Raw genomic sequence first — 24,571 nt, 5'->3', positions numbered from 1 at the left:
AAACCATCCGTGTTGTATACAAAAGCAAGACTCCCTAACTTAAAAAACGATTAAGGAGCAGTATGAATACCAAACAAGTCCAGTTGCTGCAGGACCCTTTCCTCAATGCCTTGCGTAAAGAGCACATTCCAGTATCCATTTATTTGGTGAACGGAATTAAGTTGCAAGGCAATGTGGAGTCCTTCGATCAATACGTGATTCTGTTACGCAATACCGTGACCCAAATGGTTTACAAACATGCGATATCGACTGTGGTACCCGCCCGAGCTGTGAGCTTTAGGGCAGACGATGAGGACGCTCCAGCTGCATAACACCGGAGTCGAGGAGGTCCGCGCGGTATTGGTTGGAATTGATACCGGCAAAGACGATTTCCCAGAAAGCATGGCCGAGCTTGCACTCTTGGCAGAGAGTGCCGGTTCCATTCCAAGTGCCTCGGTGATTGGTCGCCGCGGCAGTGTTGATCCTTCCTTATTTATTCGTTCGGGTAAAGCCAATGAATTGCTTCGGGCCATGAAGGAGCACGATGCTGAACTTGCGATTGTTAATCATGCGATTTCACCAACCCAACAACGCAATCTTGAACGGCATCTGGGCAAGCATGTGATCGATCGCACCGGGCTGATTCTGGATATCTTTGCCCAACGTGCGAAGAGTCATTTGGGTAAGACCCAAGTGGAGCTCGCCAATGTGCGCTATCGCATGTCACGGCTGGTGCGCGCCTGGAGTCACTTGGAGCGTCAAAAGGGTGGTATTGGTCTGCGTGGTGGACCGGGTGAGACCCAGATGGAATTGGATCGCCGGATGCTCGCCACCAAAGCAAAACGCTTAGAGGCAGAGCTTGCAAAGTTGCAACGTCAGCAGCGCACACAACGGCGGGCACGTGCTCGCAATGAGGTGTTCTCGGTGTCATTGGTGGGATATACCAATGCCGGTAAGTCCACTTTATTTAATGCGCTCACTAAAGCTGGTACCTATGCTGCTGATCAGCTGTTTGCCACCTTGGATACCACTTCCAGACGGGTTCACTTAGAGGAGGGGCGACAAATTGTCCTTTCTGATACTGTGGGATTTATTCGTGAGCTACCCCATCAGCTGGTGGAAGCCTTTCGGGCCACGCTTGACGAAACGGTGCATGCCGATTTGATCGTGCATGTGATCGACGCCTGTAGTCCGGTTGCCAAGGAGCAGCAGGCTCAAGTGGAGGCGGTCCTCAAAGAAATTGGGGCGGATGGTATCCCGCGCTTAGAGGTCATGAACAAAATTGATTTGATGCCTCAGACCTTTACGAAGGGCGCCCATATTGAGCGCGATATCCATGGAGTGCCCTACAAGGTCTTTATATCCGCTCAGGCCGGCATGGGTTTAGACCTCCTGCGCGAGTGTCTATGCGAGTTTGCGCACAGGACTGATAAACTAAAGGTTGAGCACGCTGACGTCCACCATCAGAAGGCGCATGGCGATCTGCTCCAACCATTAACCGATAGACCAGAAACCGCTGATTTTGATTTCCATTCGACCCGAAACTATTCGCCAAACACTCCATAAAGTAGGTGACTACTTTAGAGGGTTTTTCTCCGTCAATGATCCTGGCTGGGGAAATAACTACCAAGCGCCCAAAGGGGATAAAGATCCTAAAGAGGGTGGTGATCAGGCTCAACCCAATCAGCAACCCCAAGGTAATCGCCGCCCTGAAAATGGACCGCCCGATTTGGATGATCTCTGGCGCGATTTCAATGACAAGTTAAATAATATGTTTGGTGGCAAAAAGCGGCCATCCGGTGGCGGTCAGCCACCAAGTGGCGGTGGTCGTAAACCACCGCAATTTAATGTCGAAGGATTTAACCCCAAGACGGCTAGTTTAGGTGCCTTGGTCATTGTGACCCTAGTGTGGCTCTTTAGCGGTTTCTTCATGATTCAGGAAGGTCAAGCGGGTGTCGTTCTCACCTTTGGTAAGTACGATTACACGGCGCGCCCTGGTATTAACTGGCGGATGCCTTGGCCGATTCAATCAACCGAGACCGTGAACTTGTCAGCCGTGCGTTCGGTTGAGATTGGTCGCTCGGTGATGATCAAGGGTACCAATCAAAAAGATTCTTCAATGCTGACCGAAGATGAGAACATCATTGATGTCCGTTTTGCAGTTCAGTACCGCTTAAAAGATCCGATGGAGTATCTCTTTAATAATCGTGATCCAGACATGGCCGTGATTCAAGCAGCAGAGACCGCGGTGCGCGAGATTGTGGGACGCAGCAAGATGGATACGGTGTTATACGAAGGTCGTGAGAAGATCGCCATCGATCTTGCCATGGATATTCAGAAGATCTTGGATAGTTATAAAGCCGGTATTTTTGTTACCAGCGTCACCGTACAAAACGTGCAACCGCCTGAGCAAGTACAAGCGGCATTTGATGATGCGGTGAAGGCTGGTCAAGATCGTGAGCGTCTCAAGAGTGAGGGCGAGGCGTATGCCAATGACATCCTGCCACGTGCCAAAGGGACTGCAGCACGATTGATCCAAGAGGCGGAAGGTTATCGTGCACGTGTCTCTGCGATGGCTGAAGGTGATGCCTTGCGCTTTAAACAAATTTACAGTGAGTACGCGAAGGCCCCACAGGTGACCCGCGATCGGATGTACATCGATACCATGAAAGAAATTTATAACAATGTCTCTAAGGTCTTAGTGGACACCACGAAGAGTAATAGCCTGTTATACCTACCGCTTGACAAGATCATTAATCAAGTGACTACCGAAGCGCAGCAGGCTGCACAAGTGCAAGGCGCCACATTGCCAGGCGTCGTTTCACCAAATGCCATCTCTAGTCCAGCCCCCAATGCCACACCATCCCCCGCGGAGCGTAGCCCCGAGAAACGGGATGGATTGCGGAGTCGCGATCGTGGTGATCGTTAAGAATCGAGGAAAAAGTCATCATGCCTAATCGTCTCCTTGGTCTTATAGTGGGTCTAGTCCTTGCCTTTTATTTGATTAGTTCCTGCATTTTTGTGGTTGATCAACGTAAATTTGCTGTGGTCTTTGCCTTCGGTCAAATTGTGCGAGTAATTGAACAACCTGGTTTGCAGTTCAAGTTACCTGCACCATTCCAAAATGTGATCTTCTTTGATCGTCGCATTATGACGATTGATAACCCCGATGCTGAACGCTTCATCACTGCTGAGAAGAAAAACCTCTTGGTGGATTCATATGTGAAGTGGCGCATTATCGATCCCCTCAAGTTCTTTGTGAGCTTTCGTGGTGATGAGCGCTTAGCCACCGATCGGATGAACCAACTGATTCGTTCGGCGTTAAACGAGGAGTTCACTAAACGTACCATCCGCGAGATTATTTCAGAGCAGCGTGATCAGGTCATGCAGGGCATCCAGAAAAAAGTTGAGGATGATGCCAAAGCGATTGGTGTTGAGATCGTGGATGTGCGCCTCAAGCGAATTGACTTGCTTGCTGAGATTAGTGACTCGGTTTATCGCCGGATGGAAGCAGAGCGCAAACGGGTTGCCAACGAGTTGCGATCCACGGGTGCGGCAGAGTCGGACAAGATTCGGGCGAGTGCAGAGCGTCAGCGCGATGTGATTTTGGCAGAGGCTTATCGTGATGCTCAGCGGATTAAGGGGGCGGGAGATGCGCGTGCCACGGCTTTATACGCAGATGCCTTTAACCGTGACCCGCAATTTGCTCAGTTCTATCGAAGCCTTGAGGCTTATCGTAATTCCTTCAAGGATAAGAAAGACGTAATGGTGATCGAGCCGAGCAATGATTTCTTCCGGTTCATGCAGAAGAAGAATTAATCGAGTTCACCATGAACCGTTGGTTATTGCCCGAAGATATTGCTGACGTATTGCCAGCCCGGGCTCGCAAGATCGAGGAGTTGCGGCGTCGCTCACTCGATCTGTATCAGTCTTATGGTTACGAGCTAGTTAGCCCGCCGTTACTGGAATTCTTGGATTCGCTCTTGACGGGTACGGGGTCCGATCTTAATTTACAGACCTTCAAGCTCGTTGATCAGCTCTCTGGCCGCACCTTAGGCTTGCGTGCTGACATCACACCTCAAGTAGCGCGTATTGATGCGCACCTTCTTAATCGTGAAGGTGTGACCCGTCTGTGCTACGCGGGATCAGTCGCGCGCGTGCGCACACCGCCAGGCTCAACCTCGCGTGAGGAGTTGCAACTGGGTGCCGAGATCTATGGGTATGCTGGGTGGGAAGCCGATTTCGAGGCGATCCAACTTCTTCTGAAAACACTCAGCCAAGCTGGGATTAGCAAGATCTATTTGGATCTCTCGCATGCCGGAGTTCTCAAAGGAATCTTAGGCGATTTAGTACTAAGTCATGCTGATACCGAGACCCTTTACACCTTATTGCAAACCAAAGACCGGCCAAGCCTCACTCAATGGGTGAGCCAGTTTGCCCCCTCAATTAGTAAACCCCTATTAGCCTTACTGCAACTTAATGGAACCTGTGCCGAGGTCTTAGCCAATGCTCGTTCTGGTCCCTTGGCATTACCCAATCAGCCCATGATTGAGCAGTCTCTCAAAGACCTAGAGCGTTTGATTGAAGCGACCAGTCGCTTATCGAACCATCTTGAGCTTTCACTGGATCTGGCGGATTTGCGTGGCTACCAGTACCACAGTGGCGTGATGTTTGCCGCCTATGTCGATGGTTTACCTCAACCGATTGCACGGGGAGGTCGCTATGACCATGTGGGCCAAGCCTTTGGTCGTTCACGTCCTGCCACGGGGTTCTCACTCGACTTGCTCACACTTGCCGATCTATCGACAATTTCAGTAAAGCGCCAGGCTATTCTGGCGCCATGGTCGGATGACCCCGCCTTAAACCGTCGCATTGCAGAGTTACGCGCCGAGGGTGAGGTGGTGATCCAGGTTCACAAAGGGGATAACGCACATTCTGAAGAGTTTGAGTGCCAACGCGAGCTCATTAAGCAGGGCGCGGGCTGGGAACTAAAATCACGTGCCTAGTGGCTTGATCACTACAATTAGGCTAAATCAATAAAAAATGAAGTGGAATGGATATGAGTAAGTCTCAGGGTCGTAATGTTGTCGTGATTGGTACGCAGTGGGGCGATGAAGGAAAAGGCAAGGTGGTCGATTGGCTCACCGATCATGCACAAGCCGTCGTGCGCTTTCAGGGTGGACATAACGCTGGACATACGCTCATTATTGGTGGTAAGAAAACCATCTTACGCCTGATCCCCTCGGGCATCATGCATCCTCAGGTCATTTGCTATATCGGTAATGGTGTCGTGCTCTCACCTGAAGCGCTCTTTAAAGAGATTGGTGAACTTGAAAGTGCTGGTCTTAATGTGCAGGGACGCTTAAAGATCTCCGAGGCAGCCACACTGATTCTGCCTTACCACGTGGCGATTGATCATGCCCGTGAGAAAAAACGCGGTAGCGATAAGATTGGTACAACCGGCCGTGGGATCGGTCCTGCGTATGAAGATAAAGTAGCTAGACGTGCACTGCGGGTGCAAGACTTCTTCTACCCCGAACAGTTTGCATCCAAACTCCGCGAGAACTTGGACTATCACAACTTTGCATTGACCCAGTATTACAAGGTGGATGCTCTGGACTTCAATCGTGTACTCGATGAAGCCATGTCGTATGCCGAACGGATTAAGCCGATGGTGGTGGATGTCTCAAGTGCACTCTATGCGGCAGAGCAAGCAGGCCAGAACCTTCTCTTTGAAGGTGCACAAGGAACCTTGCTTGATATCGATCATGGCACTTATCCCTTTGTGACCTCGAGTAATTGCGTTGCTGGTAATGCGGCGGCTGGTTCTGGGGTGGGACCCGGTTCATTGCACTACATCTTAGGGATTACCAAAGCCTATTGCACCCGAGTGGGTGCAGGGCCATTCCCGAGCGAGCTCTATGACCATGAGAACCCCAATAAACAGGATCCGGTGGGTATTCGTCTCGCTGAGGTCGGCAAAGAGTTTGGATCAGTAACTGGAAGGCCACGACGCACGGGTTGGCTCGATGCAGCAGCACTCAAGCGCTCCATCCAAATTAATGGACTCTCTGGCTTATGTATCACGAAGCTTGACGTGCTCGATGGGATTGAGACCATTCGTCTTTGTGTGGGCTATAAACTGGATGGCAAGACCTTGGATGTATTGCCACGCGGTGCTGAAGCGGTGGCGCGTTGTGAACCCATCTATGAAGACTTCAAGGGTTGGACCGAAAGTACCGTTGGGATTACCGATTGGAATAAATTACCCAAGACCGCCCAGGACTACCTCAAACGCGTGCAAGAGATCTGCGGTAAACCGATTGCGATGGTCTCTACCGGACCAGAGCGCGATGAGACCATCCTCTTGCAACACCCATTTGAGTTATGACCGATTAAGCTCTTCTGGCAACAATGCATTGCCAACTCGCCAGTCGGAACGCAGCAATAGGGTTAAAAGTGAGATTAGTGCGCCAGCCATAATTACCATAGCAGGTGCCATCAGCAAGTTCTCACGAGAGAGCAAATATTCAGTCAGCATTGGCGCAATCCCACCAAAGAGACCCACCGACAAGCTGTATGCAAAGGAGATACCGGTAACTCGAACTTGGGGCGGTAGTAAATTAGCCATGGCTGAACTGAGAGGTCCCACAAAAAATCCTTGCCCAATGGCTAGGATGGCGCTACCGATGAGCATGGACAAAACATCCCCTGATTGAAAAAGCCGAAATGCGGGCCAAGCACCAACTAGCAAAATAAGCGCACCTAAACGCGCAATTTGAACCCGATCGACTCGATCACCCAGATAACCACCCAATAACGAGGTCAAGGTAACCATTGCTAGCCCAGCCAAATTAATGAGCAGGGCCATATTGGAGCTCACCCCCGCTTCTTTAACCATCCACTGCACCGCATACATAAAGCCAATGAAGGACACAATGCCAGTGGATGTATTGGCAAAGCAGATCGAGACCATGGGGCGCAAGTGATTACGAAACACCTCTTTCACTGGAGACTTAGACCGCATCGACAGATTCAGGGCGGACTCAGATAATGAGCGTCTTGCATAAATGCCAATCACGGTCATCACGACACTCAAAATAAAGGGCACGCGCCAACCCCATGCGTGCATTTGGTCTTTGCCCAGGATTAGTAAGCAAATGAAACAAACGGCAGTTCCTAGGAATAGACCCCCAAAGGCACCCATCGGACTAAAGCTGCCAATAAAGCCGCGTTGATTGGGTGGGGAATGCTCAATCAGAAAGACAATCGAGGATGTATATTCGCCACCAACTGCTAAGCCCTGAAGCATTCGCAAGAGGATTAATAAAATGGGTGCTAAGAGACCAATGGTTTCATAGGTTGGAAGGAGGCCAATGATTAGGGTCGGAATTGCGATCGAGGCAACCGTGACCTGCAAAGCCATTTTGCGACCAATGCGATCGCCAATTCGGCCAAGCAATAAACCACCCACTGGCCGCATAATCATTCCGGTTGCAAATGCGCCATAGCTCGCAATTAAGGCTGCAACGGGATCGTGCGACGGAAAAAAATGATAAGCAAAATAAACTGCCAGGTAGGCGTAAATAATGAAGTCATAAAACTCGATGGCATTGCCAATGGCACCCGCAAAAATGGTCTTACGGAGGTTTTGAGGGTCAATGGTTGGATGATGATTCATAAATAGTGCTTGTAATCATGCCAAAAAAACAATCATGCCAAAATGACCTGATGAGATCAGGTGGTGCCCAAAAGAGGACTCGAACCTCCACAACCTTTCGATCGCCAGCACCTGAAGCTGGTGCGTCTACCAATTTCGCCATTTGGGCATCTCTGCATTATAGGTTGCAGTCATCACATTGTGGTCAAATCACTCTAATGACCTCAATTGCGAAAGCCGTTCATGCGTAAATCGGATCCACCCATTACCCGCGACAGCGATCGCATGGGCACGGTACAGGGGCACCGCGATGGCTTTGGCTTTGTCGTGCCCGATGATGGGGGTGAGGATATCTTCCTCGCCGAGCGAGAGATGGCCCGGGTGATGCACGGTGACCGAGTTTCGATACGAGTGCTAGGCACGGATCGCCGTGGGCGTCCCGAGGGTCAAATTGTGGAAGTGCTGGTGCATGCCAATCGCCTAGTCATTGGACGCCTACTCAATGAGAACGGTGTTCTGATTGTGGCGCCTGAAGATAAGCGCATTGGTCACGACATTCTGATCCCACCCCGTGGACAAGGTATGGCCAAACTGGGCCAGGTAGTGAGTGTTGAGATCATTGATTACCCCGATAGTTATCGCCAGGCTGTTGGTCGAGTCGTAGAGGTTTTGGGTGAGATCGATGATCCTGGAATGGAGATCGAGATTGCGGTTCGTAAATATGGTGTGCCTCATACTTTCTCACCCGCCGCTTTAAAAGAAGCTGAAGCATTACCGAATGAAGTAACGCAAGAAGACCTCAAAGGTCGGGTTGATCTACGTGATATCCCACTGATTACGATCGATGGTGCCGATGCCAGAGACTTTGATGATGCGGTCTATTGCGAGCCAGTGCAGTATGGTCAAACCAAAGCCTGGCGCTTGATTGTGGCGATTGCTGATGTTGCCCATTATGTGAAGCCCGGCCACCCTTTGGATAAGGATGCATTACTGCGGGCCACCTCGGTATATTTCCCTCGCAGAGTGATCCCGATGCTACCGGAGAAAATCTCCAATGGTCTTTGCTCCCTCAATCCCGAAGTCGACCGTTTATGCATGGTTTGCGATGCGGTGGTGGATCAAAAGGGTGAGATTCTGGCGTATCAGTTTTACCAAGGTGTGATGCACTCAGCGCAGCGCTTTACCTACGATACCGTTTGGGAGATCTTAAGCAATACTCGTGGGCCTGAGGCAGTACGCTTTGCCCAGTTTAATGAGCAACTAAATCACCTCTACCAGCTCTACAAAATATTATTTGCTGCGCGTGAGAAGCGAGGCGCGATTGATTTTGAGACCGTTGAGACCCAGATCATCAGTAATGAGCTCGGCAAGATCTTGCGCATTGAGCCCCGATTGCGTAATGACGCCCATCGTTTGATTGAAGAGTGTATGTTGACCGCGAACGTCTGTGCTGCTAATTTTTTGCAAAAGCACGAGCATCTGAGTCTCTTTCGAGTGCACGGTGAACCCTCGGTCGAGAAAGTGCAGACCCTCAAGCAGGTATTGCGAACCACTGGCTTGCATCTGACCGGAAACGAGAAGCCCCATCCCAAAGACTTCTCAAAGCTCATGAAAGAGATCAAGGGTCGGCCCGATGCTAGCACCTTACAGATGTTGATTCTTCGGTCGATGCAACAAGCGATTTACCAGCCAGAGAACGAAGGCCATTTTGGCTTGTCGTATCCCGCGTATGCTCACTTCACAAGCCCGATCCGACGCTATCCCGATCTCTTAGTACATCGCTCGATCAAAGCGATCTTGAGTAAGAAAGCCTACCATCCGCATTTGCCAGACGATGTGCCCATGAACCTCACCATGCCTCGTAAGGGTCAGGGCCGGGCTAATGCTGCGGCTGTGAAGCAGTCACAGCAGGATGCGAAGGGAAGGTCTAAGCGTGCAGGCAACGTTAAAGGATCCAAAGAGGGTGCAGCACTCGCTGTCTGGGCTCAGTTTGGAGTGCATTGCTCTGCCAACGAGCGACGTGCTGATGAGGCCTCACGTGATGTGGAGGCTTGGCTGAAGTGCTATTACATGCGCGACCATTTGGGTCAAGAGTATGCTGGCACGATTACCGGAGTGGCGAACTTTGGCCTCTTTGTACAGCTTGAGAGCTTATTTGTGGAAGGTATGGTCCACGTTACTGAGTTGGGTGGTGATTATTACCAATACGATGAGGCTCGCCAGGAGTTACGGGGGGAGCGCACCGGGATTCGGTATCGGATTGGTGATCGCTTGCACGTTTTAGTCAGTCGGGTGGATCTCGATGCCCGCAAGATTGAGTTCAGCCTCGTGAAAGCCAATGGCAGCAATGAGCGCGATGGTATGCGCTTTAAGCCAACCATCTTAGCGAATGACTCGGGTCGGCCTAGTAAAAAAGCGGCCCACAAGAAAACCCGTCCTCCTGAGAAAGCGCCTAAGCGGGAGGCCGCTACCGCCAGCAAGAAATCAATGACAAAAACGGGTAAGACTGCGCGGCAGTCATCGATGGGTCAGGGTACCGGTCGTAAGAGCCATAAGGGCAAACGTAAATGAAGCAGTTGCTACTGGGATTTCATGCGGTGCAGACGCGTTTGCGGGTTGATCCACAGAGTATTCAATCGGTGTACTACGATCCCGCCCGACGCGATCGTCGCATGGCGGACTTCATCAAGCAAGCTGAGCCCATTTTGGGCAAGCGTTTGTACACTGCCAATGCCGAACGCTTACATAATCTTGCTGGCCACGATCGTCATCAGGGGATCGTGGCGATGGCCGAGGGCATCTCGGTGGCAAGAACCTTGCCAGAACTATTAGATAGCTTGGACACCAAAAGTGATCCACCCTTACTCTTGGTGCTCGATGGCATTACCGACCCTCATAACTTAGGCGCTTGCCTGCGTGCAGCCGATGGTGCAGGGGTGCATGGTGTGATCGTTCCCAAAGATCGCTCAGCCAGCATCAATGCCACCGTGAGTAAGGTTGCTAGTGGCGCTGCCGAGGTGATCCCAATCATTACGGTGACCAATCTTGCTAGAACCATGCGTGAGATGCAAGAGCTTGGGATTTGGATCATCGGTACCGATGATGAGGCCGATGAATCGATTTACGATGTTGATCTCAAAGGACCGACTGCCATCGTCATGGGTGCAGAGGGTGAGGGTATGCGGCGTTTAACCCGCGAGACCTGCGATCAGTTAGTGCATATTCCGATGCAAGGGGCAGTCGAGAGCTTGAACGTCTCAGTGGCCACTGGTGTGACACTGTATGAGGCGCGCCGCCAACGAGCACACGCTAAATCACCGAAGAAGTAATCAACGAATGAGCAAAGCCTCGAGTTTCTCAATATCGGCACAAAAGGCCTTAATACCTTCTTGGAGTTTCTCGGAGGCCATGGCGTTCTCTGCTAAGAGCTTCCCAAACCTTGCCTGATCCAAGTTCAATGGCTCCACATTGGCTGATTTAGCATCGCTAACCAGTAATTTCGGGCTCACTGGCTCGGTACTGGCTTGCAGCTCAGCTAAGAGTTCAGGGCTGATGGTGAGGAGATCGCAACCCGCAAGCTCCAAGATCTGGCTGGTATTACGAAAACTCGCCCCCATGATCTCGGTTTCAATCTCAAAGTGTTTGTAATAGGTATAGATACTACGCACCGATTGCACTCCGGGGTCATAGGCTCCCCCGTACTGCTCTGAAGACCATTGATCGCCTAACGACTTCTTGTACCAATCGCTAATGCGCCCCACAAATGGAGAAATTAATCTTGCTCCAGCATCAGCGCACGCTGCTGCTTGTACCACCGAAAAAAGCAGGGTCATATTGCAATGAATGCCTTCTTGCTCAAGCTCACGAGCCGCCACAATACTCTCCCAGGTGCTAGCGAGTTTGATTAAAACCCGCTCGCGCGGTATGCCCAGTGCCGCGTAAAGCGCCATGATTTCTTTGGCCTTCGCAATTGTGGCAGCGGTATCGAAGGACAGACGTGCATCAACTTCGGTTGAGACCCGACCCGGCACAATGCGCAGGATCTCCGCCCCAAATGCCACTAAGATCCGATCAATTAATTGGGTAGGGGAGGCCTTGGGATGATCACGCTGCACTGATGCAACTAAGGCTTGATACTCCGGCAGTAAGACCGCCTTGAGAATGAGTGATGGATTAGTGGTTGCATCCTGCGGAGCAAAGGCGCGTATCCGCTCAAAGTCGCCAGTATCAGCAACCACGGTGGTATAGCGTTTGAGTTGGGCTAATGTGTCCATAAGGTAATGGCATATGATAGCGAATATCCTTCTGTATCATTGCTTTCATGAACCAAGACGATCTCAAGAAACGCGTTGCCCAGGCTGCCAAAGACTATGTCATTGGGGCTATGCCCAAGGGGCAGTATTTGGGGATTGGGACGGGCTCAACCGCCAACTGGTTTATTGATCTACTTGCACCGCACCGCGATTATTTTGCGGGAGTGATCTCCAGTTCACTGGCAAGCACGGAGCGTTTGCTCAAATTGGGCTTTCATGTGGTCGATGCCAATCAATTGCCTGATGCGATTGCAAAGCAATCCTACCCCATGCCAATCTATGTAGATGGCGCCGATGAAATTAATCCAGAGGGTCATATGATCAAAGGTGGCGGTGGTGCGTTAACCCGCGAGAAGATTATTGCGAGCATGGCCCAACACTTTATCTGCATTTGCGATGAGAGCAAACTGGTGCAGCAGCTGGGTCACTTTCCTCTTCCGGTCGAGATTATTCCTTTGGCACAAACAGCGGTTACTAAAGCGCTTACCCCATTGGGTGGGCAGGCTCAATTAAGGCTCATCAAATCCGGTAAAGCCGAAGGTCAACCCTACCTCACCGATAACAAGGGTTGGATCTTAGATATCCATGGCTTATCCATTCAAGATCCAGTCGCGCTTGAAGCGGCGATTAATCAAATTCCAGGCGTGATTAGCGTCGGACTCTTTGCCAAACGTAAAGCAGATGTATTGCTTTTGGGTAAAAAGGAAACCGTAGAAACTCTACGTTTTAGCTAAGCGCGATTACTGCGTAGGCGGCACATAGCCGCTAGCCATATCCGCACCGCCTTCAAAGAAATACTTCTCGACCTGCTTGAGAAGGTATTGGCGGGCTCGGGGATCGGCCATATTGAGGCGGTTCTCATTAATGAGCATGGTCTGGTGCTTCAGCCATCCAGCCCACGCCTCTTTAGACACCTGATTCCAGATCTTTTTGCCTAGATCACCAGGTAGGGGAGCAAAATCTAAGCCCTCGGCTTCTTTATTGAGCTTAATGCATTGAACCATTCGTGCCATATCAACCTCGATTGAACTAATTGCTTTGATTATAGGCATTCATACCTGAGTTGGTATTGCACCTCTCCATGCGGGGGTTAAATCTTCTTGGTAAGCACCATGGATTTGCGATCCCAGTTGTAGATCTGCTTGCGCTCTTCTGGAAGATCGTCAACGGTGGCACGTACAAAACCGCGCTTGAGGAACCAGTGCTCCGTACGGGTTGTTAAAACAAATAATTTATTAATGCCTTCTTGCTTGGCACGTGCTTCAATGCGTTTTAATAGCCGTTCACCATCGCCTGAACCTTGAGAGTTCGGATCGACCACCAGGCAAGCAAGCTCACCCACGCCATTCGGAAACGGAAAGAGGGCGGCGCAACCAAACAAAACCTTATCGTGCTCGATGACCGAGAACCTGGCGATATCACGCTCGATTACCTCTTGACCGCGCGCAGCCAAAATCCCTTCTGCTTCGAGTGGCAGCGTGAGTTGCAAAATACCACCCACATCGTCTTGCGTTGCCTCACGGAGATTCTCAATATCGGAGGCGGCCAGCATCATGCCAACGCCATCGTGCGTGAACAGCTCTTCTAATAAAACACCGTCTCGATCGCAGGGTAAGAAATGTGCACGGCTCACACCAGAGCGCACTGCGCGCATGGCCGTGTTCAAGAAGTTACGCATATTGCTTGGCAGGTCAGGGTAAAGCTGCAAGTAGTCCTGCAACTGAGCAATCGAGAGCTCAGTAACCAGATGCCCTTCCTCATCTTGCAGGCCTGGGAATGGGGTTAAGAACATGAGCTTATCGGCTTTGAGAGCCGCAGCAGTGGCGGCAGCCACATCTTCAAACGATAAGTTAAACGCCTGACCGGTGGGTGAGAACCCGAGGGGTGAGAGGAGAACAAGTTTGCCACTATTGAGCGACATCCGAATGGACTCCGAGTCCACCTTACGAACAAGGCCGGTGAGGAGGTAGTCGATGCCATCGACTACGCCAATCGGCATTGCGGTAATGAAGTTGCCCGAGATCACCGAGATGCGGGAGCCCGCCATGGGGGTATTGGGTAAACCACGACTGAAGGCCGCTTCAATATCAAGACGCAGTTCTCCAGCCGCTTCTTTCACACATTCCAGGGCTGCAGAATCAGTGATTCGGTAACTGCTCATATGGCCCTTACCAAACTTACTCTTGATCTTACGCAACGATAACTGCTCATCGATTTGGGGGCGAATGCCATGAACTAGGACGATGCGCATACCCATGGCATGCAACATGGCAATGTCCTCAATCAGGTTCTCGAGTTGATCGAAGTCCTGAGCTAGTTCACCAGCAAATGCAATGACAAAGGTTTTCTCACGAAAGGCATGGATATAGGGGGCTACCTCGCGTAGCCAGCCAACGAAAGGGAAGTGAGCGGAATGGGAGGAGGATGGAAGCGCGGACATAATGCGAAAATTATAGGGTGCAAGCGCGTAGATACCAAATAAATCATGGATGCCAATCTCTGCAAACCACGCTCTGGGTTAGACCATGAGCGAGTCGAGTGCCATCATTTGGCAGCCGCTACGGGATAAGCCCATCACCTTCCCAGAGAGTTTGCCGGTCTCCTCGCAGCGTGAGGTGATCGCCAAAGCCTTACTGGCAAGCCCTGTGATCATTGTGTGCGGAGAAACGGGTTCAGGCAAAACCACCCAGCTCCCCAAAATATGCCTGGCCTTGGGTCGAGGCAAAATCAATCAGGGTGGACTCATTGGCCATACACAGCCTCGTCGTATTGCCGCCACAAGTACCGCCAAACGAATTGCCCAAGAGCTGGGTACACCTTTGGGTGAAGACGTGGGCTATCAGGTGCGCTTTGCCGATCACACCAGTAGCCAAGCGTCGATCAAATTAATGACCGACGGGATCTTATTGGCTGAGACCCAGGCTGATCCCCTCCTTAAAAAATACGACACCATCATCATTGATGAGGCCCATGAGCGTAGCCTCAATATTGATTTCTTACTGGGGTATCTCAAGCAACTGATCACTAAACGACCGGATCTCAAGCTCATCATCACCTCAGCAACAATCGATGCGCAACGGTTTGCCAATCATTTTGCAATCCATGGCCAAGCCGCTCCAGTGATTGAGGTGAGTGGTCGACTCTTTCCAGTGGAGCAACGTTATGCACCATTGCAAGTTGATGGTCAGAAGGAGGCCCTTGAGATCCCCGAGGCCGTATGTAAAGCGATTGGTGATGTGTGGCGTGAGGGAGCTGCAGGGGCTGGTGATGTCTTAGTGTTCTTGCCGGGTGAGCGGGAGATTCGGGAGTGTGCCGAGGCGCTCAGGAAGGATCCGTTTTTGCAACAGCGTTTTCATCCGGAGATCCTGAGCCTATTTGCAAGGCAAGCGGTGAGCGAGCAAGAGCGCGTATTCCAAACCGGCAATGGCCGCCGGATTGTGTTGGCAACCAACGTGGCCGAGACCTCGTTGACCGTGCCGAACATTCGGTATGTGATTGACTCAGGACTAGCGCGCGTCAAGCGTTACTCCTATCGGAATAAGGTTGAACAGCTTCAAGTGGAGCCGATCTCTCAGGCAGCTGCTAATCAACGTGCGGGTCGTTGTGGCCGTGTAGCTGACGGTATCTGTATTCGACTCTACAGTGAGGCGGATTATCAAGCGCGATCTGCGTATACCGATCCTGAAATCTTGCGTAGCTCTCTGGCCGCCGTGATCCTGCGGATGGCGGCATTGCGCCTACCCAATATTGCGCAGTTTCCCTTCATTGATAAACCCTTGGGTCGCGCGATTGTCGATGGCATGCAGCTCTTAGAAGAATTAGGTGCGATTGAGAGCGCTACCGAGCCAGACGTGCAGGGCCAACACCGTGTTCAACTTAGCATCATTGGCAAAGCTCTAGCTGAGCTACCTTTAGATCCTCGCATTGGACGGATCTTGCTCGCTGCGCGTGAGCAGCAGGCACTCAAAGAACTCACCATCATTGCTGCAGCCATGGCCTGTCAAGATCCGCGGGAGCGGCCGCTGGAGTTTGCCAGTACCGCTGATCAAGCCCATTTGCAATTTGCTGATGAGCGTTCTGAGTTCCTATCGTTTGTGAAACTGTGGAACTGGTATCAAGAGGCTCTGAAACACAAGCAAAGTAATCGCCAGCTGGAGAACCAATGCCGTAACCTCTTTCTCTCGCCTAGGCGTCTTCGGGAGTGGCGCGATGTGCATGGGCAATTACATGTCTTGCTGGCGGAGAAGGGTTGGAAAGAGAATCAAACCCCAGCAACCTATGAGCAAATCCATACAGCTCTTCTTACTGGGCTTCTTGGCTATATTGGCAAGCGCGACGAAGATGCAAGCGATCAACGGGGCAATAAAGCCGGTGACTATCTCGGGGCTCGGGGTATTCGTTTATTCATTTGGCCGGGATCGAGCCTGGGTAAAAAAGTGGGCGCATGGTTTGTGGCGGGTGAGATTCAAGAGACCACTCGCTTATACGCGAGAACCTTGGCCAAGATCGAGCCTCAATGGATCGAGCGCGTTGCCAAACATCGTCTAGTGAAATCATTGAGTGATCCCTTTTGGGATAAGGAACGTGGCGAGGTCTTAGCCTTTGAGCGTGCCACGCTGTATGGCTTACCCGTCTACCATGGTCGACGAGTGGCTTATGCGCCGCACGATGCAAGGGAGGCGCATGCCTTGTTTATTCAGAAAGCCTTAGTCGAAGGGGAGATGTTTGGTAAGGTCGACACCCAAGCTCTGGAGCGTGAGACCCAAGCGGAAGCAAAACGTCGTTACGGTAAATTATTTGCCTTCTTTTGGCACAACCGTCAAATGATTCGGGAAGTGGAGGCGCTAGAACATCGCTCACGCCGCCCTGATGTATTAGTGGACGATGAGTTGCTATGCGCTTTCTATCGCGAACGAATTCCAGAAATGGTCTATAGTCGCAGCGGTCTCCAAGCGTGGCTTGAGGAGGATCGTGCCAAATTGGAACAAAAGGATCAGAGTCTGCGACTCCAGAAATCAGACCTGATGCGCCATGAAGCTGCGGGAATCAGTGCCGACCGCTACCCCAAAACAATTGTCATGAATGGTGTGAGCTTGCAAACCAGTTATCACTTTGAACCGGGCAGTCCCAAAGATGGCATCACTTTAATCGTACCCATTACCGTTCTGAATCAGGTTGATGCGATTCAAGCGGAGTGGCTCGTACCAGGCCTCTGTGTTGAGAAAGTCCAGCTACTTCTGAAGTCCTTGCCACAAAAGATTCGTCGTCATTGCATCCCATTGCCAGAGAGTGCTAAACAATTTGTTCAAGAACACTTAGACAACAACAGTTTTGGGAAGGGGGGTTTAATCGATCGGTTGATGCGCTATATCCGCGACCAAAATCCAATCGAGGTCAAGCGCACCGACTTTCGACCCGAGACCTTACCAGCGCATTGCTTCATGAACTTTCGTTTGATCGATGAGCATGGTCGACAACTGGAGTTAGAGCGTAACTTCAATCGCTTACGCAGCGAGTATGGCGCGATAGCACGTGACGCCTTCCAGAGCCTTGCTGATGCCAATATAAGAACGGTACAAACGGATCAAGCACAGGCATTACCCATTCAGAAGGGCAGTTATCAGGCTTGGGATTTTGGTGAGCTAGCGCAGACCGTCACCATGACACGTGGAAGCCAAACCATCCAGGGCTATCCGGCATTAGTGGATCGTAAGACAGCGGTAGAGCTGGAGGTATTTGATGACCCAGCGGAGGCGAAACGAATCCACCGCCAGGGTTTATGCCGACTATATAGCCTGGTCTTAAAAGAGCATACCAAGGCTTTGCATAAACAATTACCGCATGCGCGTGACATCGGTTTACTCTTTATTCAATTAGGATCGGTCGAGGAGCTCATTGAGAACATTGGCATGATGGCGATTGAGCGTGCCATGCTGCAGCACCAACAACCGACCAACAAAGCGCAGTTTGAGGAATCACTAAAACAAGGTAAGCCCCGTCTCATGCTGATTGCTGGAGAAATTGCTAAGCATGTGTTGGCTAGTTTGCAAGAGTATGCTGAATTGCATAAGAAATTAATTGCTGCCAAAGCCCTATCCAGCAGTGCGTATGAAGACATGCGCTCGCAATTGCAGGGGTTGATTCATGCGCAGTTTGTGAAGCAAACCCCTTATGAGCATTTGGTTCATATACCGCGCTACCTTAAGGCCATTGGGCTAAGAATTGAAAAGCTGCGCAGTAATGCCAGCCGTGATGCCCAAAATCAGCGCGATTGGGAATCGGTCGCACGACCTTGGCAGAGGATGATGCAAGAGAGTAAAAGTACCGTGGGTATTAATGATGAGCACGATGCGCGCTTGCGTGAGTTCCGGTGGCAACTTGAAGAGTTGCGGGTTGCCTTATTTGCTCAAGAGCTCAAGACCCCCATGCCAATGTCGGTCAAACGCCTCGAAAAGGTCTTGGCTAGTCTGCGTTAATAAGCCCAGAGTTCTTAGGCCTTTGGGTATGTCAGCCGCTTGAGGTCGGGCCTTACAATCACGCTATGCAAATTATTCAACGAATCTCAACCATTACAGCTGCCTCGCTGCTATGGATCTCAGTCGCACTTGCCGCCCCCACTGAACCCAAGCTCGCGATTGTGCTGAACTCCGGCGAAGCAACCGTGAGCCTTATCGATATGCAAACCCGCAAGGTCACAAAAACCTTTTATGTTGGCAAGGAGCCGCATCATTTGATGATGACTCCGGATGAGAAAACTCTCTTGGTCGCCAATGCGGTGGGTGACGATATTGCCTTATTGAACCCGCTAAGCGGTGAGATTACTGGGCGGATCCCCAAAATTATCGATCCTTATCAAATTGGGTACTCACCGAACAATAAATGGTTTGTGGCGGCTGCTAATCGTTTAGACCGTGTTGATGTCTATGCTGCGAATAGTGCGGATTTCAAGCTCGCCAAATCAATTCCTGCTGCGAAGACCCCCAGTCATATTGCCTTTACTGCCGATAGCAAATTGGCATTTGTGACGCTGCAAGATTCGGCCGAGGTAATAGCGATTGATCTGGACAAGCAAGTCATTGTCTGGCGGATGCAAACGGGACCGGTTCCTGCAGGCTTGTGGATGACACCGAATGATCAGTACTTATTGGTGGGGATTACTGGGGCGGATTATGTGCAGGTGATTGATTGGCGTAATCAAAAAGAGATTAAACGCATCAAAACAGGCAACGGAGCGCATAACTTTCGACCCATGGGTGATAAGAAGCATGTGTTTGTCACCAATCGTGTAGCAAACTCAATTAGCTTATTAAATATGCAAACCCTTGAGAAGATTGGTGATGTCACGGGATTGCCGGCAGGGCCTGACGATATGGAATTAACCCCGGATGGGAAAACCTTGTGGGTCACCTTGCGTTTCTCAAAACGAGTGGGTGTGATTGATGTGCCCTCGATGAAACTGATTGATGTGATTCCGGTAGGGCGTTCTCCACACGGTGTCTTTTTCTATCCCCGCGCTAAGTGGGAGTAGGGTGTCTGGCATGCGTATGATTCGTTATCCACTCATCACCGCATGCATTCTCTGGAGCCAGGTTGTCACTGCGCAAACCAGTACTTGTAAAAATACGGCATACCTCACGTTTGATACAGGCAATATGGCGGTTGCCGAGTACATTGCCCAAGTACTCAAGCAACAGAACATCAAAGCGACGTTCTTCTTAGCCAATGAGAAAACCAAACAGGGCGGCTATTCATTAGATGATTCATGGAAGGGGTATTGGCAAGAAAGGCTTCAAGAAGGCCATCGCTTTGGTAGCCACACCTATGATCACAGTTATTGGGTTCAGGATATTGGGGAGGGTGATGTGATGCTTAGACCCCAGTTTGGTAAGGATGCCGGCAAGGCGATTCGTTTTAATCAAGCCCAACTTTGCCAAGAAATATCCAGAGTGAGCATCCGTTTTCAGGAGCTCACAGGTAAGCCGATTGATCTGATCTGGCGTGCGCCGGGTGGTAAAACCTCCCCTCGACTAATTGCTATGGGTGAGCGCTGTGGTTATCGCCATATTGGGTGGTCCCCCAGCGGCTTTCTAGGTGATGAGTTGGACTCTAAACGTTTTCCAAACGCAAAGTTGCTTGAAGAGGCCAGTCGAGGTCTCAAGAATGGTGATATCGCCATTGCCCATTTAGGGATTTGGTCCCGCGAGGATCCGTGGGCGCCCGCGGTTCTAGAGCCCCTCATTGAGAACTGGAAAAAACGCGGCTTCTGCTTCGCCTTAATCCCGAATTGACGATAATAGGGGCATGAGCCTGATTCAATCGATTCAAGACGCTTACGCGGATTTGCATACTTGGTTGTATACGCAAATGGTCGAACCCATTTTGTTCCACACTGGGGCGATGGCATGGGCGGAAGATCTGTTTGATGGCACCGAATGGTTTATGTTGGGCGTGATTCAGATCATGATCATTGCGATTGTGTTTCGGACCTGGGAGCGGATCAATCCTGCTGAATCTCAGAACAATGCAAGACCGTATGTGCGGACGGATATTCTCTATACCCTGATTCATCGCCTTGGTTTATTCCATGGGCTATTCTTCATCTTGTTCTCAAGCCTCTTTTTCTATTTATCGGGCGTCTTGCACGATTGGCGCTTTGAGCGTTTTAATGTCGAAGGCTGGATCCCCGGTGTAACCACTATCCCCATCGTCAGTTTTCTGATCTATTTGGTCATTCTCGATTTCATTGATTACTGGTATCACCGCGCTTCACATCGCTTTCATTGGTGGTGGCAGTTGCATGCCTTGCACCATAGCCAAACGCGGATGACCGCTTGGTCGGATGACCGTAATCACATCATTGATGATGTGATGCGTGCGATGGTCTTTGCTTTCTTTGCTTTGATCTTTGGTGTGCCGCCTGGGCAATTTATCTTCTTGGTGGTGGTCGGACAGTTAGTCCAAAGTTGGCAGCATGCCAATCTGAAGATTGATCTTGGCCTTGCAAAGTATCTATTGGTATCGCCTATGTTTCATCGCTATCACCACGCAGTAGGCTATGGCCATGATGCGCCAGGGAAGCCCGGGGTATTAGGTGGTTGTAATTTTGGTGTGTTATTTCCATGGTGGGATCTGGCATTCGGTACGGCCGTGTTTGAGAAGCGCGTCTTTCCAACCGGTGTTCGTCATCTTGAGGTATCGAATAATCTATTGGTGCAGCAATGGCAGGGCCTCACGCACTCCTTGCGTGATTTATTGGATCTACCTCGGTCCACAGAGACCAAATCTAAATCGATCAGCTAAGTTGATAAAGGAGCATGTTTGTCTGATTTAATTCGTTCACTGGGTCTTGCATTGGTTGGCACCATGCACCCAAAAATGCTGTGGCTAAGCTTTCGCCCATTTTTAATCGTGTCAATCTTCTGGGGCGTAGTGATTTGGCTTATTTGGTCGCCTGCACTGGAAATATTGCGGACCTTCTTAACGGCATCGATCTTCACCAGTTGGATTCAATCGGGCCTTGAATACGTTGGCTTTGATGAGGCGCGTGCTTGGATTGCACCCTTGTTCTTAGTGATCCTATTGATCCCGGTCATTGCCATTAGCCTCTTGGTCTTTATTGCATTCTCGACCGTACCTGCTGTGGTTGATTCGGTCGCCAAACAAAAAGCCTACGAAGGAATCATGCGAATCAAGGGAGGCAGTTTTGTTGGCAGCTTCTTTTATACCCTGTGGTCCGCACTGATTTGCTTGGCTCTGGTGATGCTGACCTTACCGGTATGGTGGATCCCCCCATTGTTTGCGATTCTGCCACCGCTCTTGTGGGGCTGGTTAACGATGCGTTTGATGGCCTATGATGTTTTACTAGATCACGCAACATCAGAAGAGCGCAATCAATTACTGGAGGAGCATCGCTGGACTCTTTTGGGAATGGGCGTGGTCGCAGGGATGATTGGTGCGGTTCCTACCTTCTTTTGGGCCACCTCGGTATTGGCTTTAGTCCTCTTTCCATTTGTATCTTTTGTGGCACTGTGGATCTACTCACTCATCTTTATCTTCTCCGCTCTTTGGTTTAGTCATTTCTTATTGCATGCGCTCAAGCAATTACGTCAGAAGGAGCAATTGAACACGATTGATACCTCGGCAACCTTGATCGCTAATGCATCAAATCCAGGAGTGATTGATGGCTAAGGAGCGTCGTTTTGGCTTAATCGTGATTGGGGATGAGATTCTGTCGGGGCGCCGCAGTGATAAGCATCTGAGCAAGATGATTGAGCTCCTCAGTGAGCGGGGCATGCATTTGTCATGGGCTCGTTATGCGGCGGATGACCCCGATCAGATTACCCAAACCCTTAAAGAAACCTTTGCAAGTGGTGATGTGGTCTTCAGTACTGGCGGTATTGGGGCAACACCGGATGACCATACGCGTCAGGCCGCTGCTCGCGCATTAGGTGTTGAGCTTGCCTTGCATCCGCAAGCGAAAGAGCTTATTACCGCACGCATTATTGCCAGTGCCGAGGGCGATCCCATTAAAGCCGATCTCAATCGTCCTGAGAACCAACATCGTTTTAAGATGGGTGAGTTTCCACTGGGTAGTGAGATTATTCCCAATCCATACAACCAGATTCCGGGATTTCGAATCCGTGAGCACCATTTCTTTCCAGGATTTCCAGTAATGGCTGCGCCGATGATGGCCTGGTGTTTGGATGAGCACTACCGTGATCATTTTCATCAAACGAATTGGTTAGAGCAAAGTTTCATTGTTCCTAGTGGTATCGAATCGACCTTAACCCCACTCATGGAATCCATTGAGTCTGAATTTCAAGGGATTAAAGTGTTTAGCTTGCCTTCGGTGGGTGATCCGATTCGGGGTGGCGTGTTTGCTAGACGCCACATTGAGTTGGGCGTGAAGGGTGATGCAGATATCGTGCCAATGGCCCTTGAAAAGCTCAAAATAGGCACCGCTGATCTTGGTTTTGAGGTCTTTATTCACCAATAAATCCACTTTATTGCATCAAAATAGTGCAATATTGGCTTAAATCGCAATTTATTCACCAAAGTAGTGCAAAATGTCTAAATCGTGCAATCCTGCACGAGTACAGTTCAACCTATGTATTAAATCGGAATTGGCATGGTTAAAACCATGTTGTTGAAAAACGCTTTATCTATTCATCGAGGAGAGTTGCATGACCAAAACTGTCGCAGACGTAATGAAATTAGTCAAAGAAAAGGAATGTACTTTTGTGGACTTCCGCTTTGTGGATACCAAGGGAAAAGAGCAGCACGTATCGGTTCCTATCTCCGCCTTCAACGAAGATAAATTTGAGAGTGGTCATGCGTTTGATGGTTCATCGATTGCCGGATGGAAGGGTATTGAGGCGTCGGACATGTTGCTCATGCCAGACCCAACCGCAGCGTATGTTGATCCGTTTTATGAAGAGCCAACCTTGGTTCTCACCTGCGATGTGATTGAGCCATCCGATGGCAAGGGCTATGATCGCGACCCACGCTCGATTGCTAAGCGCGCTGAAGCGTATTTAAAGAGCTCTGGTTTAGGAGATACGGCTTACTTTGGTCCAGAGCCAGAGTTCTTTGTATTTGATGGCGTGCAGTGGAATGTCGACATGCAAGGTTGCTTCGTGAAGATCAACTCTGAAGAGGCGCCATGGTCATCCGGTGCGGATATTGAAGGTGGTAACACGGGCCATCGTCCTGGTAAGAAGGGCGGTTACTTCCCAGTTGCGCCAGTCGATACCTTCCAAGACATGCGCTCGGAGATGTGCTTGATTTTGGAGTCCTTGGGTATTCCAGTGGAAGTCCATCACCATGAAGTTGCGGGTCAAGGTCAAAATGAATTAGGTACCAAGTTCAGCACGCTCGTGCAACGCGCGGATTGGACCATTTGGCAAAAGTACGTGGTGCAAAATGTGGCACACGCTTATGGCAAGACTGCAACCTTTATGCCAAAGCCAGTGGTAGGCGATAACGGCTCAGGCATGCACGTGCATCAGTCGGTCTGGAAAAATGGTGAGAACCTGTTTGCAGGTAATGGCTACTCTGGATTGTCTGAGTTTGCACTGTATTACATTGGCGGCATTATTAAGCACGCTCGTGCACTTAATGCGATTACCAACCCTGGTACGAACTCCTATAAGCGTTTAGTTCCAGGCTTTGAAGCTCCTGTGAAGTTGGCATATTCAGCACGTAACCGCTCGGCATCGATTCGTATTCCATACGTTGCCAATCCAAAAGGGCGTCGGATTGAGACCCGCTTCCCTGATCCATTAGCCAATCCATACTTAGCGTTCTCCGCCTTGTTGATGGCGGGCTTAGATGGTGTCCAGAACAAGATTCATCCAGGCGAAGCCGCTGACAAGAACCTCTATGATCTGCCACCCGAAGAAGATGCCAAGATCCCAACCGTATGCCATAGCTTGGATCAAGCTTTGGAGTGCTTGGATAAGGATCGCGAGTTCTTGACCCGTGGTGGCGTGTTCACAAATTCGATGCTAGATGCTTACATTGATCTGAAGATGGAAGAAGTTACACGCTTCAGAATGACCACGCATCCGATCGAGTTTGATATGTATTACTCGCTGTAATTATTTGATTGGTTGCGCGC

20 protein-coding genes and 1 tRNA gene are annotated in these 24,571 nt (G+C 50.4%); 16 read left to right on the top strand and 5 right to left on the bottom strand.

Annotated elements, in window-relative coordinates:
• Window positions 1–62 precede the first annotated feature (62 nt).
• Genes hfq through QUE61_RS05430 form a run of 6 tightly spaced genes read left to right on the top strand, consistent with a single transcriptional unit; the run spans window position 63 to window position 6,370 of the window.
• Complete coding sequence (hfq, locus tag QUE61_RS05455) at window positions 63–311, top strand: RNA chaperone Hfq (protein WP_108508513.1); 249 nt, start codon at window positions 63–65, stop codon at window positions 309–311.
• Entirely contained in the window at window positions 289–1,545 is a 1,257-nt protein-coding gene (gene hflX / locus QUE61_RS05450; protein ID WP_286306265.1) for a GTPase HflX, read from the top strand. The genes hfq and hflX overlap by 23 nt, the downstream gene beginning before the upstream one ends.
• On the top strand, window positions 1,502–2,908 hold the full coding sequence (gene hflK, locus QUE61_RS05445; protein WP_458574705.1) for an FtsH protease activity modulator HflK: 1,407 nt from the start codon (window positions 1,502–1,504) through the stop codon (window positions 2,906–2,908). The genes hflX and hflK overlap by 44 nt, the downstream gene beginning before the upstream one ends.
• Before the next feature lie 20 nt (window positions 2,909–2,928).
• A complete protein-coding gene (gene hflC, locus QUE61_RS05440; protein ID WP_286306263.1) occupies window positions 2,929–3,798 on the top strand; it encodes a protease modulator HflC in 870 nt (289 codons plus the stop codon).
• 11 nt (window positions 3,799–3,809) lie between these two features.
• Window positions 3,810–4,985: an ATP phosphoribosyltransferase regulatory subunit gene (locus tag QUE61_RS05435; RefSeq protein WP_286306262.1), complete on the top strand. Its 1,176-nt coding sequence runs from the start codon at window positions 3,810–3,812 to the stop codon at window positions 4,983–4,985.
• Window positions 4,986–5,038: 53 nt separating this feature from the next.
• Window positions 5,039–6,370: an adenylosuccinate synthase gene (locus QUE61_RS05430; RefSeq protein WP_286306261.1), complete on the top strand. Its 1,332-nt coding sequence runs from the start codon at window positions 5,039–5,041 to the stop codon at window positions 6,368–6,370.
• On the opposite strand, the gene QUE61_RS05425 is transcribed toward QUE61_RS05430, so the two are convergent.
• Window positions 6,365–7,660, bottom strand: a complete 1,296-nt coding sequence (locus QUE61_RS05425; RefSeq protein ID WP_286306260.1) for an MFS transporter — start codon at window positions 7,658–7,660, stop codon at window positions 6,365–6,367. The two genes, QUE61_RS05430 and QUE61_RS05425, sit on opposite strands and share 6 nt — an antisense overlap.
• Window positions 7,661–7,721: 61 nt before the next feature.
• Window positions 7,722–7,808, bottom strand: a tRNA-Leu gene (locus QUE61_RS05420).
• A gap of 74 nt (window positions 7,809–7,882) precedes the next feature.
• Here QUE61_RS05420 and rnr point away from each other — a divergent pair.
• Window positions 7,883–10,210, top strand: a complete 2,328-nt coding sequence (rnr, locus tag QUE61_RS05415) for a ribonuclease R (RefSeq protein WP_286306259.1) — start codon at window positions 7,883–7,885, stop codon at window positions 10,208–10,210.
• A complete protein-coding gene (rlmB, locus tag QUE61_RS05410; protein WP_286306258.1) occupies window positions 10,207–10,968 on the top strand; it encodes a 23S rRNA (guanosine(2251)-2'-O)-methyltransferase RlmB in 762 nt (253 codons plus the stop codon). Before rnr ends, rlmB begins: the two co-directional genes overlap by 4 nt.
• Here the strand turns inward: rlmB and tal are convergent, their stop codons facing one another.
• Entirely contained in the window at window positions 10,969–11,913 is a 945-nt protein-coding gene (tal, locus tag QUE61_RS05405) for a transaldolase (protein ID WP_286306257.1), read from the bottom strand.
• Between the two features lie 47 nt (window positions 11,914–11,960).
• On the opposite strand from tal, the gene rpiA reads away from it, so the two are divergent.
• Entirely contained in the window at window positions 11,961–12,686 is a 726-nt protein-coding gene (gene rpiA, locus QUE61_RS05400; RefSeq protein WP_286306256.1) for a ribose-5-phosphate isomerase RpiA, read from the top strand.
• Window positions 12,687–12,692: 6 nt separating this feature from the next.
• Here the strand turns inward: rpiA and QUE61_RS05395 are convergent, their stop codons facing one another.
• The gene (locus QUE61_RS05395) at window positions 12,693–12,965 is read right to left on the bottom strand and encodes an oxidative damage protection protein (protein ID WP_286224866.1); all 273 of its coding nucleotides are present in this window, start codon (window positions 12,963–12,965) and stop codon (window positions 12,693–12,695) included.
• Window positions 12,966–13,042: 77 nt separating this feature from the next.
• The gene (gene argA / locus QUE61_RS05390; protein WP_286306255.1) at window positions 13,043–14,392 is read right to left on the bottom strand and encodes an amino-acid N-acetyltransferase; all 1,350 of its coding nucleotides are present in this window, start codon (window positions 14,390–14,392) and stop codon (window positions 13,043–13,045) included.
• A gap of 85 nt (window positions 14,393–14,477) precedes the next feature.
• Between argA and hrpA the strand changes: the two genes are divergently transcribed.
• The 7 genes from hrpA (at window position 14,478) to glnA (ending at window position 24,551) form a co-directional block, all read left to right on the top strand.
• Window positions 14,478–18,428: an ATP-dependent RNA helicase HrpA gene (gene hrpA, locus QUE61_RS05385; RefSeq protein WP_286306254.1), complete on the top strand. Its 3,951-nt coding sequence runs from the start codon at window positions 14,478–14,480 to the stop codon at window positions 18,426–18,428.
• A gap of 65 nt (window positions 18,429–18,493) precedes the next feature.
• Window positions 18,494–19,480 (top strand): YVTN family beta-propeller repeat protein, encoded by a 987-nt coding sequence (locus QUE61_RS05380; RefSeq protein WP_286306253.1) that lies wholly within the window; start codon window positions 18,494–18,496, stop codon window positions 19,478–19,480.
• Window positions 19,481–19,490: 10 nt separating this feature from the next.
• Complete coding sequence (locus QUE61_RS05375) at window positions 19,491–20,240, top strand: polysaccharide deacetylase family protein (protein WP_286306252.1); 750 nt, start codon at window positions 19,491–19,493, stop codon at window positions 20,238–20,240.
• A gap of 13 nt (window positions 20,241–20,253) precedes the next feature.
• The gene (locus tag QUE61_RS05370) at window positions 20,254–21,252 is read left to right on the top strand and encodes a sterol desaturase family protein (protein WP_286306251.1); all 999 of its coding nucleotides are present in this window, start codon (window positions 20,254–20,256) and stop codon (window positions 21,250–21,252) included.
• Window positions 21,253–21,270: 18 nt separating this feature from the next.
• Window positions 21,271–22,140 (top strand): EI24 domain-containing protein, encoded by an 870-nt coding sequence (locus QUE61_RS05365; RefSeq protein WP_286306250.1) that lies wholly within the window; start codon window positions 21,271–21,273, stop codon window positions 22,138–22,140.
• Window positions 22,133–22,948 (top strand): competence/damage-inducible protein A, encoded by an 816-nt coding sequence (locus QUE61_RS05360; protein WP_286306249.1) that lies wholly within the window; start codon window positions 22,133–22,135, stop codon window positions 22,946–22,948. The genes QUE61_RS05365 and QUE61_RS05360 overlap by 8 nt, the downstream gene beginning before the upstream one ends.
• Before the next feature lie 187 nt (window positions 22,949–23,135).
• Entirely contained in the window at window positions 23,136–24,551 is a 1,416-nt protein-coding gene (gene glnA, locus QUE61_RS05355; RefSeq protein WP_108508496.1) for a type I glutamate--ammonia ligase, read from the top strand.
• Window positions 24,552–24,571 lie beyond the last annotated feature (20 nt).

It is taken from the genome of Polynucleobacter sp. HIN5, assembly GCF_030297555.1.
In the GTDB taxonomy this organism is placed as follows: domain Bacteria; phylum Pseudomonadota; class Gammaproteobacteria; order Burkholderiales; family Burkholderiaceae; genus Polynucleobacter.
This window is presented reverse-complemented; position numbering and strand designations above follow the sequence as displayed.

What these genes read in the sequence shown, in the direction of transcription:
- hfq (WP_108508513.1), top strand. Translation starts at nt 63, where the DNA reads ATGAATACCAAACAAGTCCAGTTGCTGCAGGACCCTTTCCTCAATGCC.
- hflX (WP_286306265.1), top strand. Translation starts at nt 289, where the DNA reads ATGAGGACGCTCCAGCTGCATAACACCGGAGTCGAGGAGGTCCGCGCG.
- hflC (WP_286306263.1), top strand. Translation starts at nt 2,929, where the DNA reads ATGCCTAATCGTCTCCTTGGTCTTATAGTGGGTCTAGTCCTTGCCTTT.
- QUE61_RS05435 (WP_286306262.1), top strand. Translation starts at nt 3,810, where the DNA reads ATGAACCGTTGGTTATTGCCCGAAGATATTGCTGACGTATTGCCAGCC.
- QUE61_RS05430 (WP_286306261.1), top strand. Translation starts at nt 5,039, where the DNA reads ATGAGTAAGTCTCAGGGTCGTAATGTTGTCGTGATTGGTACGCAGTGG.
- QUE61_RS05425 (WP_286306260.1), bottom strand. Translation starts at nt 7,660, where the DNA reads ATGAATCATCATCCAACCATTGACCCTCAAAACCTCCGTAAGACCATT.
- rnr (WP_286306259.1), top strand. Translation starts at nt 7,883, where the DNA reads ATGCGTAAATCGGATCCACCCATTACCCGCGACAGCGATCGCATGGGC.
- rlmB (WP_286306258.1), top strand. Translation starts at nt 10,207, where the DNA reads ATGAAGCAGTTGCTACTGGGATTTCATGCGGTGCAGACGCGTTTGCGG.
- tal (WP_286306257.1), bottom strand. Translation starts at nt 11,913, where the DNA reads ATGGACACATTAGCCCAACTCAAACGCTATACCACCGTGGTTGCTGAT.
- rpiA (WP_286306256.1), top strand. Translation starts at nt 11,961, where the DNA reads ATGAACCAAGACGATCTCAAGAAACGCGTTGCCCAGGCTGCCAAAGAC.
- QUE61_RS05395 (WP_286224866.1), bottom strand. Translation starts at nt 12,965, where the DNA reads ATGGCACGAATGGTTCAATGCATTAAGCTCAATAAAGAAGCCGAGGGC.
- argA (WP_286306255.1), bottom strand. Translation starts at nt 14,392, where the DNA reads ATGTCCGCGCTTCCATCCTCCTCCCATTCCGCTCACTTCCCTTTCGTT.
- hrpA (WP_286306254.1), top strand. Translation starts at nt 14,478, where the DNA reads ATGAGCGAGTCGAGTGCCATCATTTGGCAGCCGCTACGGGATAAGCCC.
- QUE61_RS05380 (WP_286306253.1), top strand. Translation starts at nt 18,494, where the DNA reads ATGCAAATTATTCAACGAATCTCAACCATTACAGCTGCCTCGCTGCTA.
- QUE61_RS05375 (WP_286306252.1), top strand. Translation starts at nt 19,491, where the DNA reads ATGCGTATGATTCGTTATCCACTCATCACCGCATGCATTCTCTGGAGC.
- QUE61_RS05370 (WP_286306251.1), top strand. Translation starts at nt 20,254, where the DNA reads ATGAGCCTGATTCAATCGATTCAAGACGCTTACGCGGATTTGCATACT.
- QUE61_RS05360 (WP_286306249.1), top strand. Translation starts at nt 22,133, where the DNA reads ATGGCTAAGGAGCGTCGTTTTGGCTTAATCGTGATTGGGGATGAGATT.
- glnA (WP_108508496.1), top strand. Translation starts at nt 23,136, where the DNA reads ATGACCAAAACTGTCGCAGACGTAATGAAATTAGTCAAAGAAAAGGAA.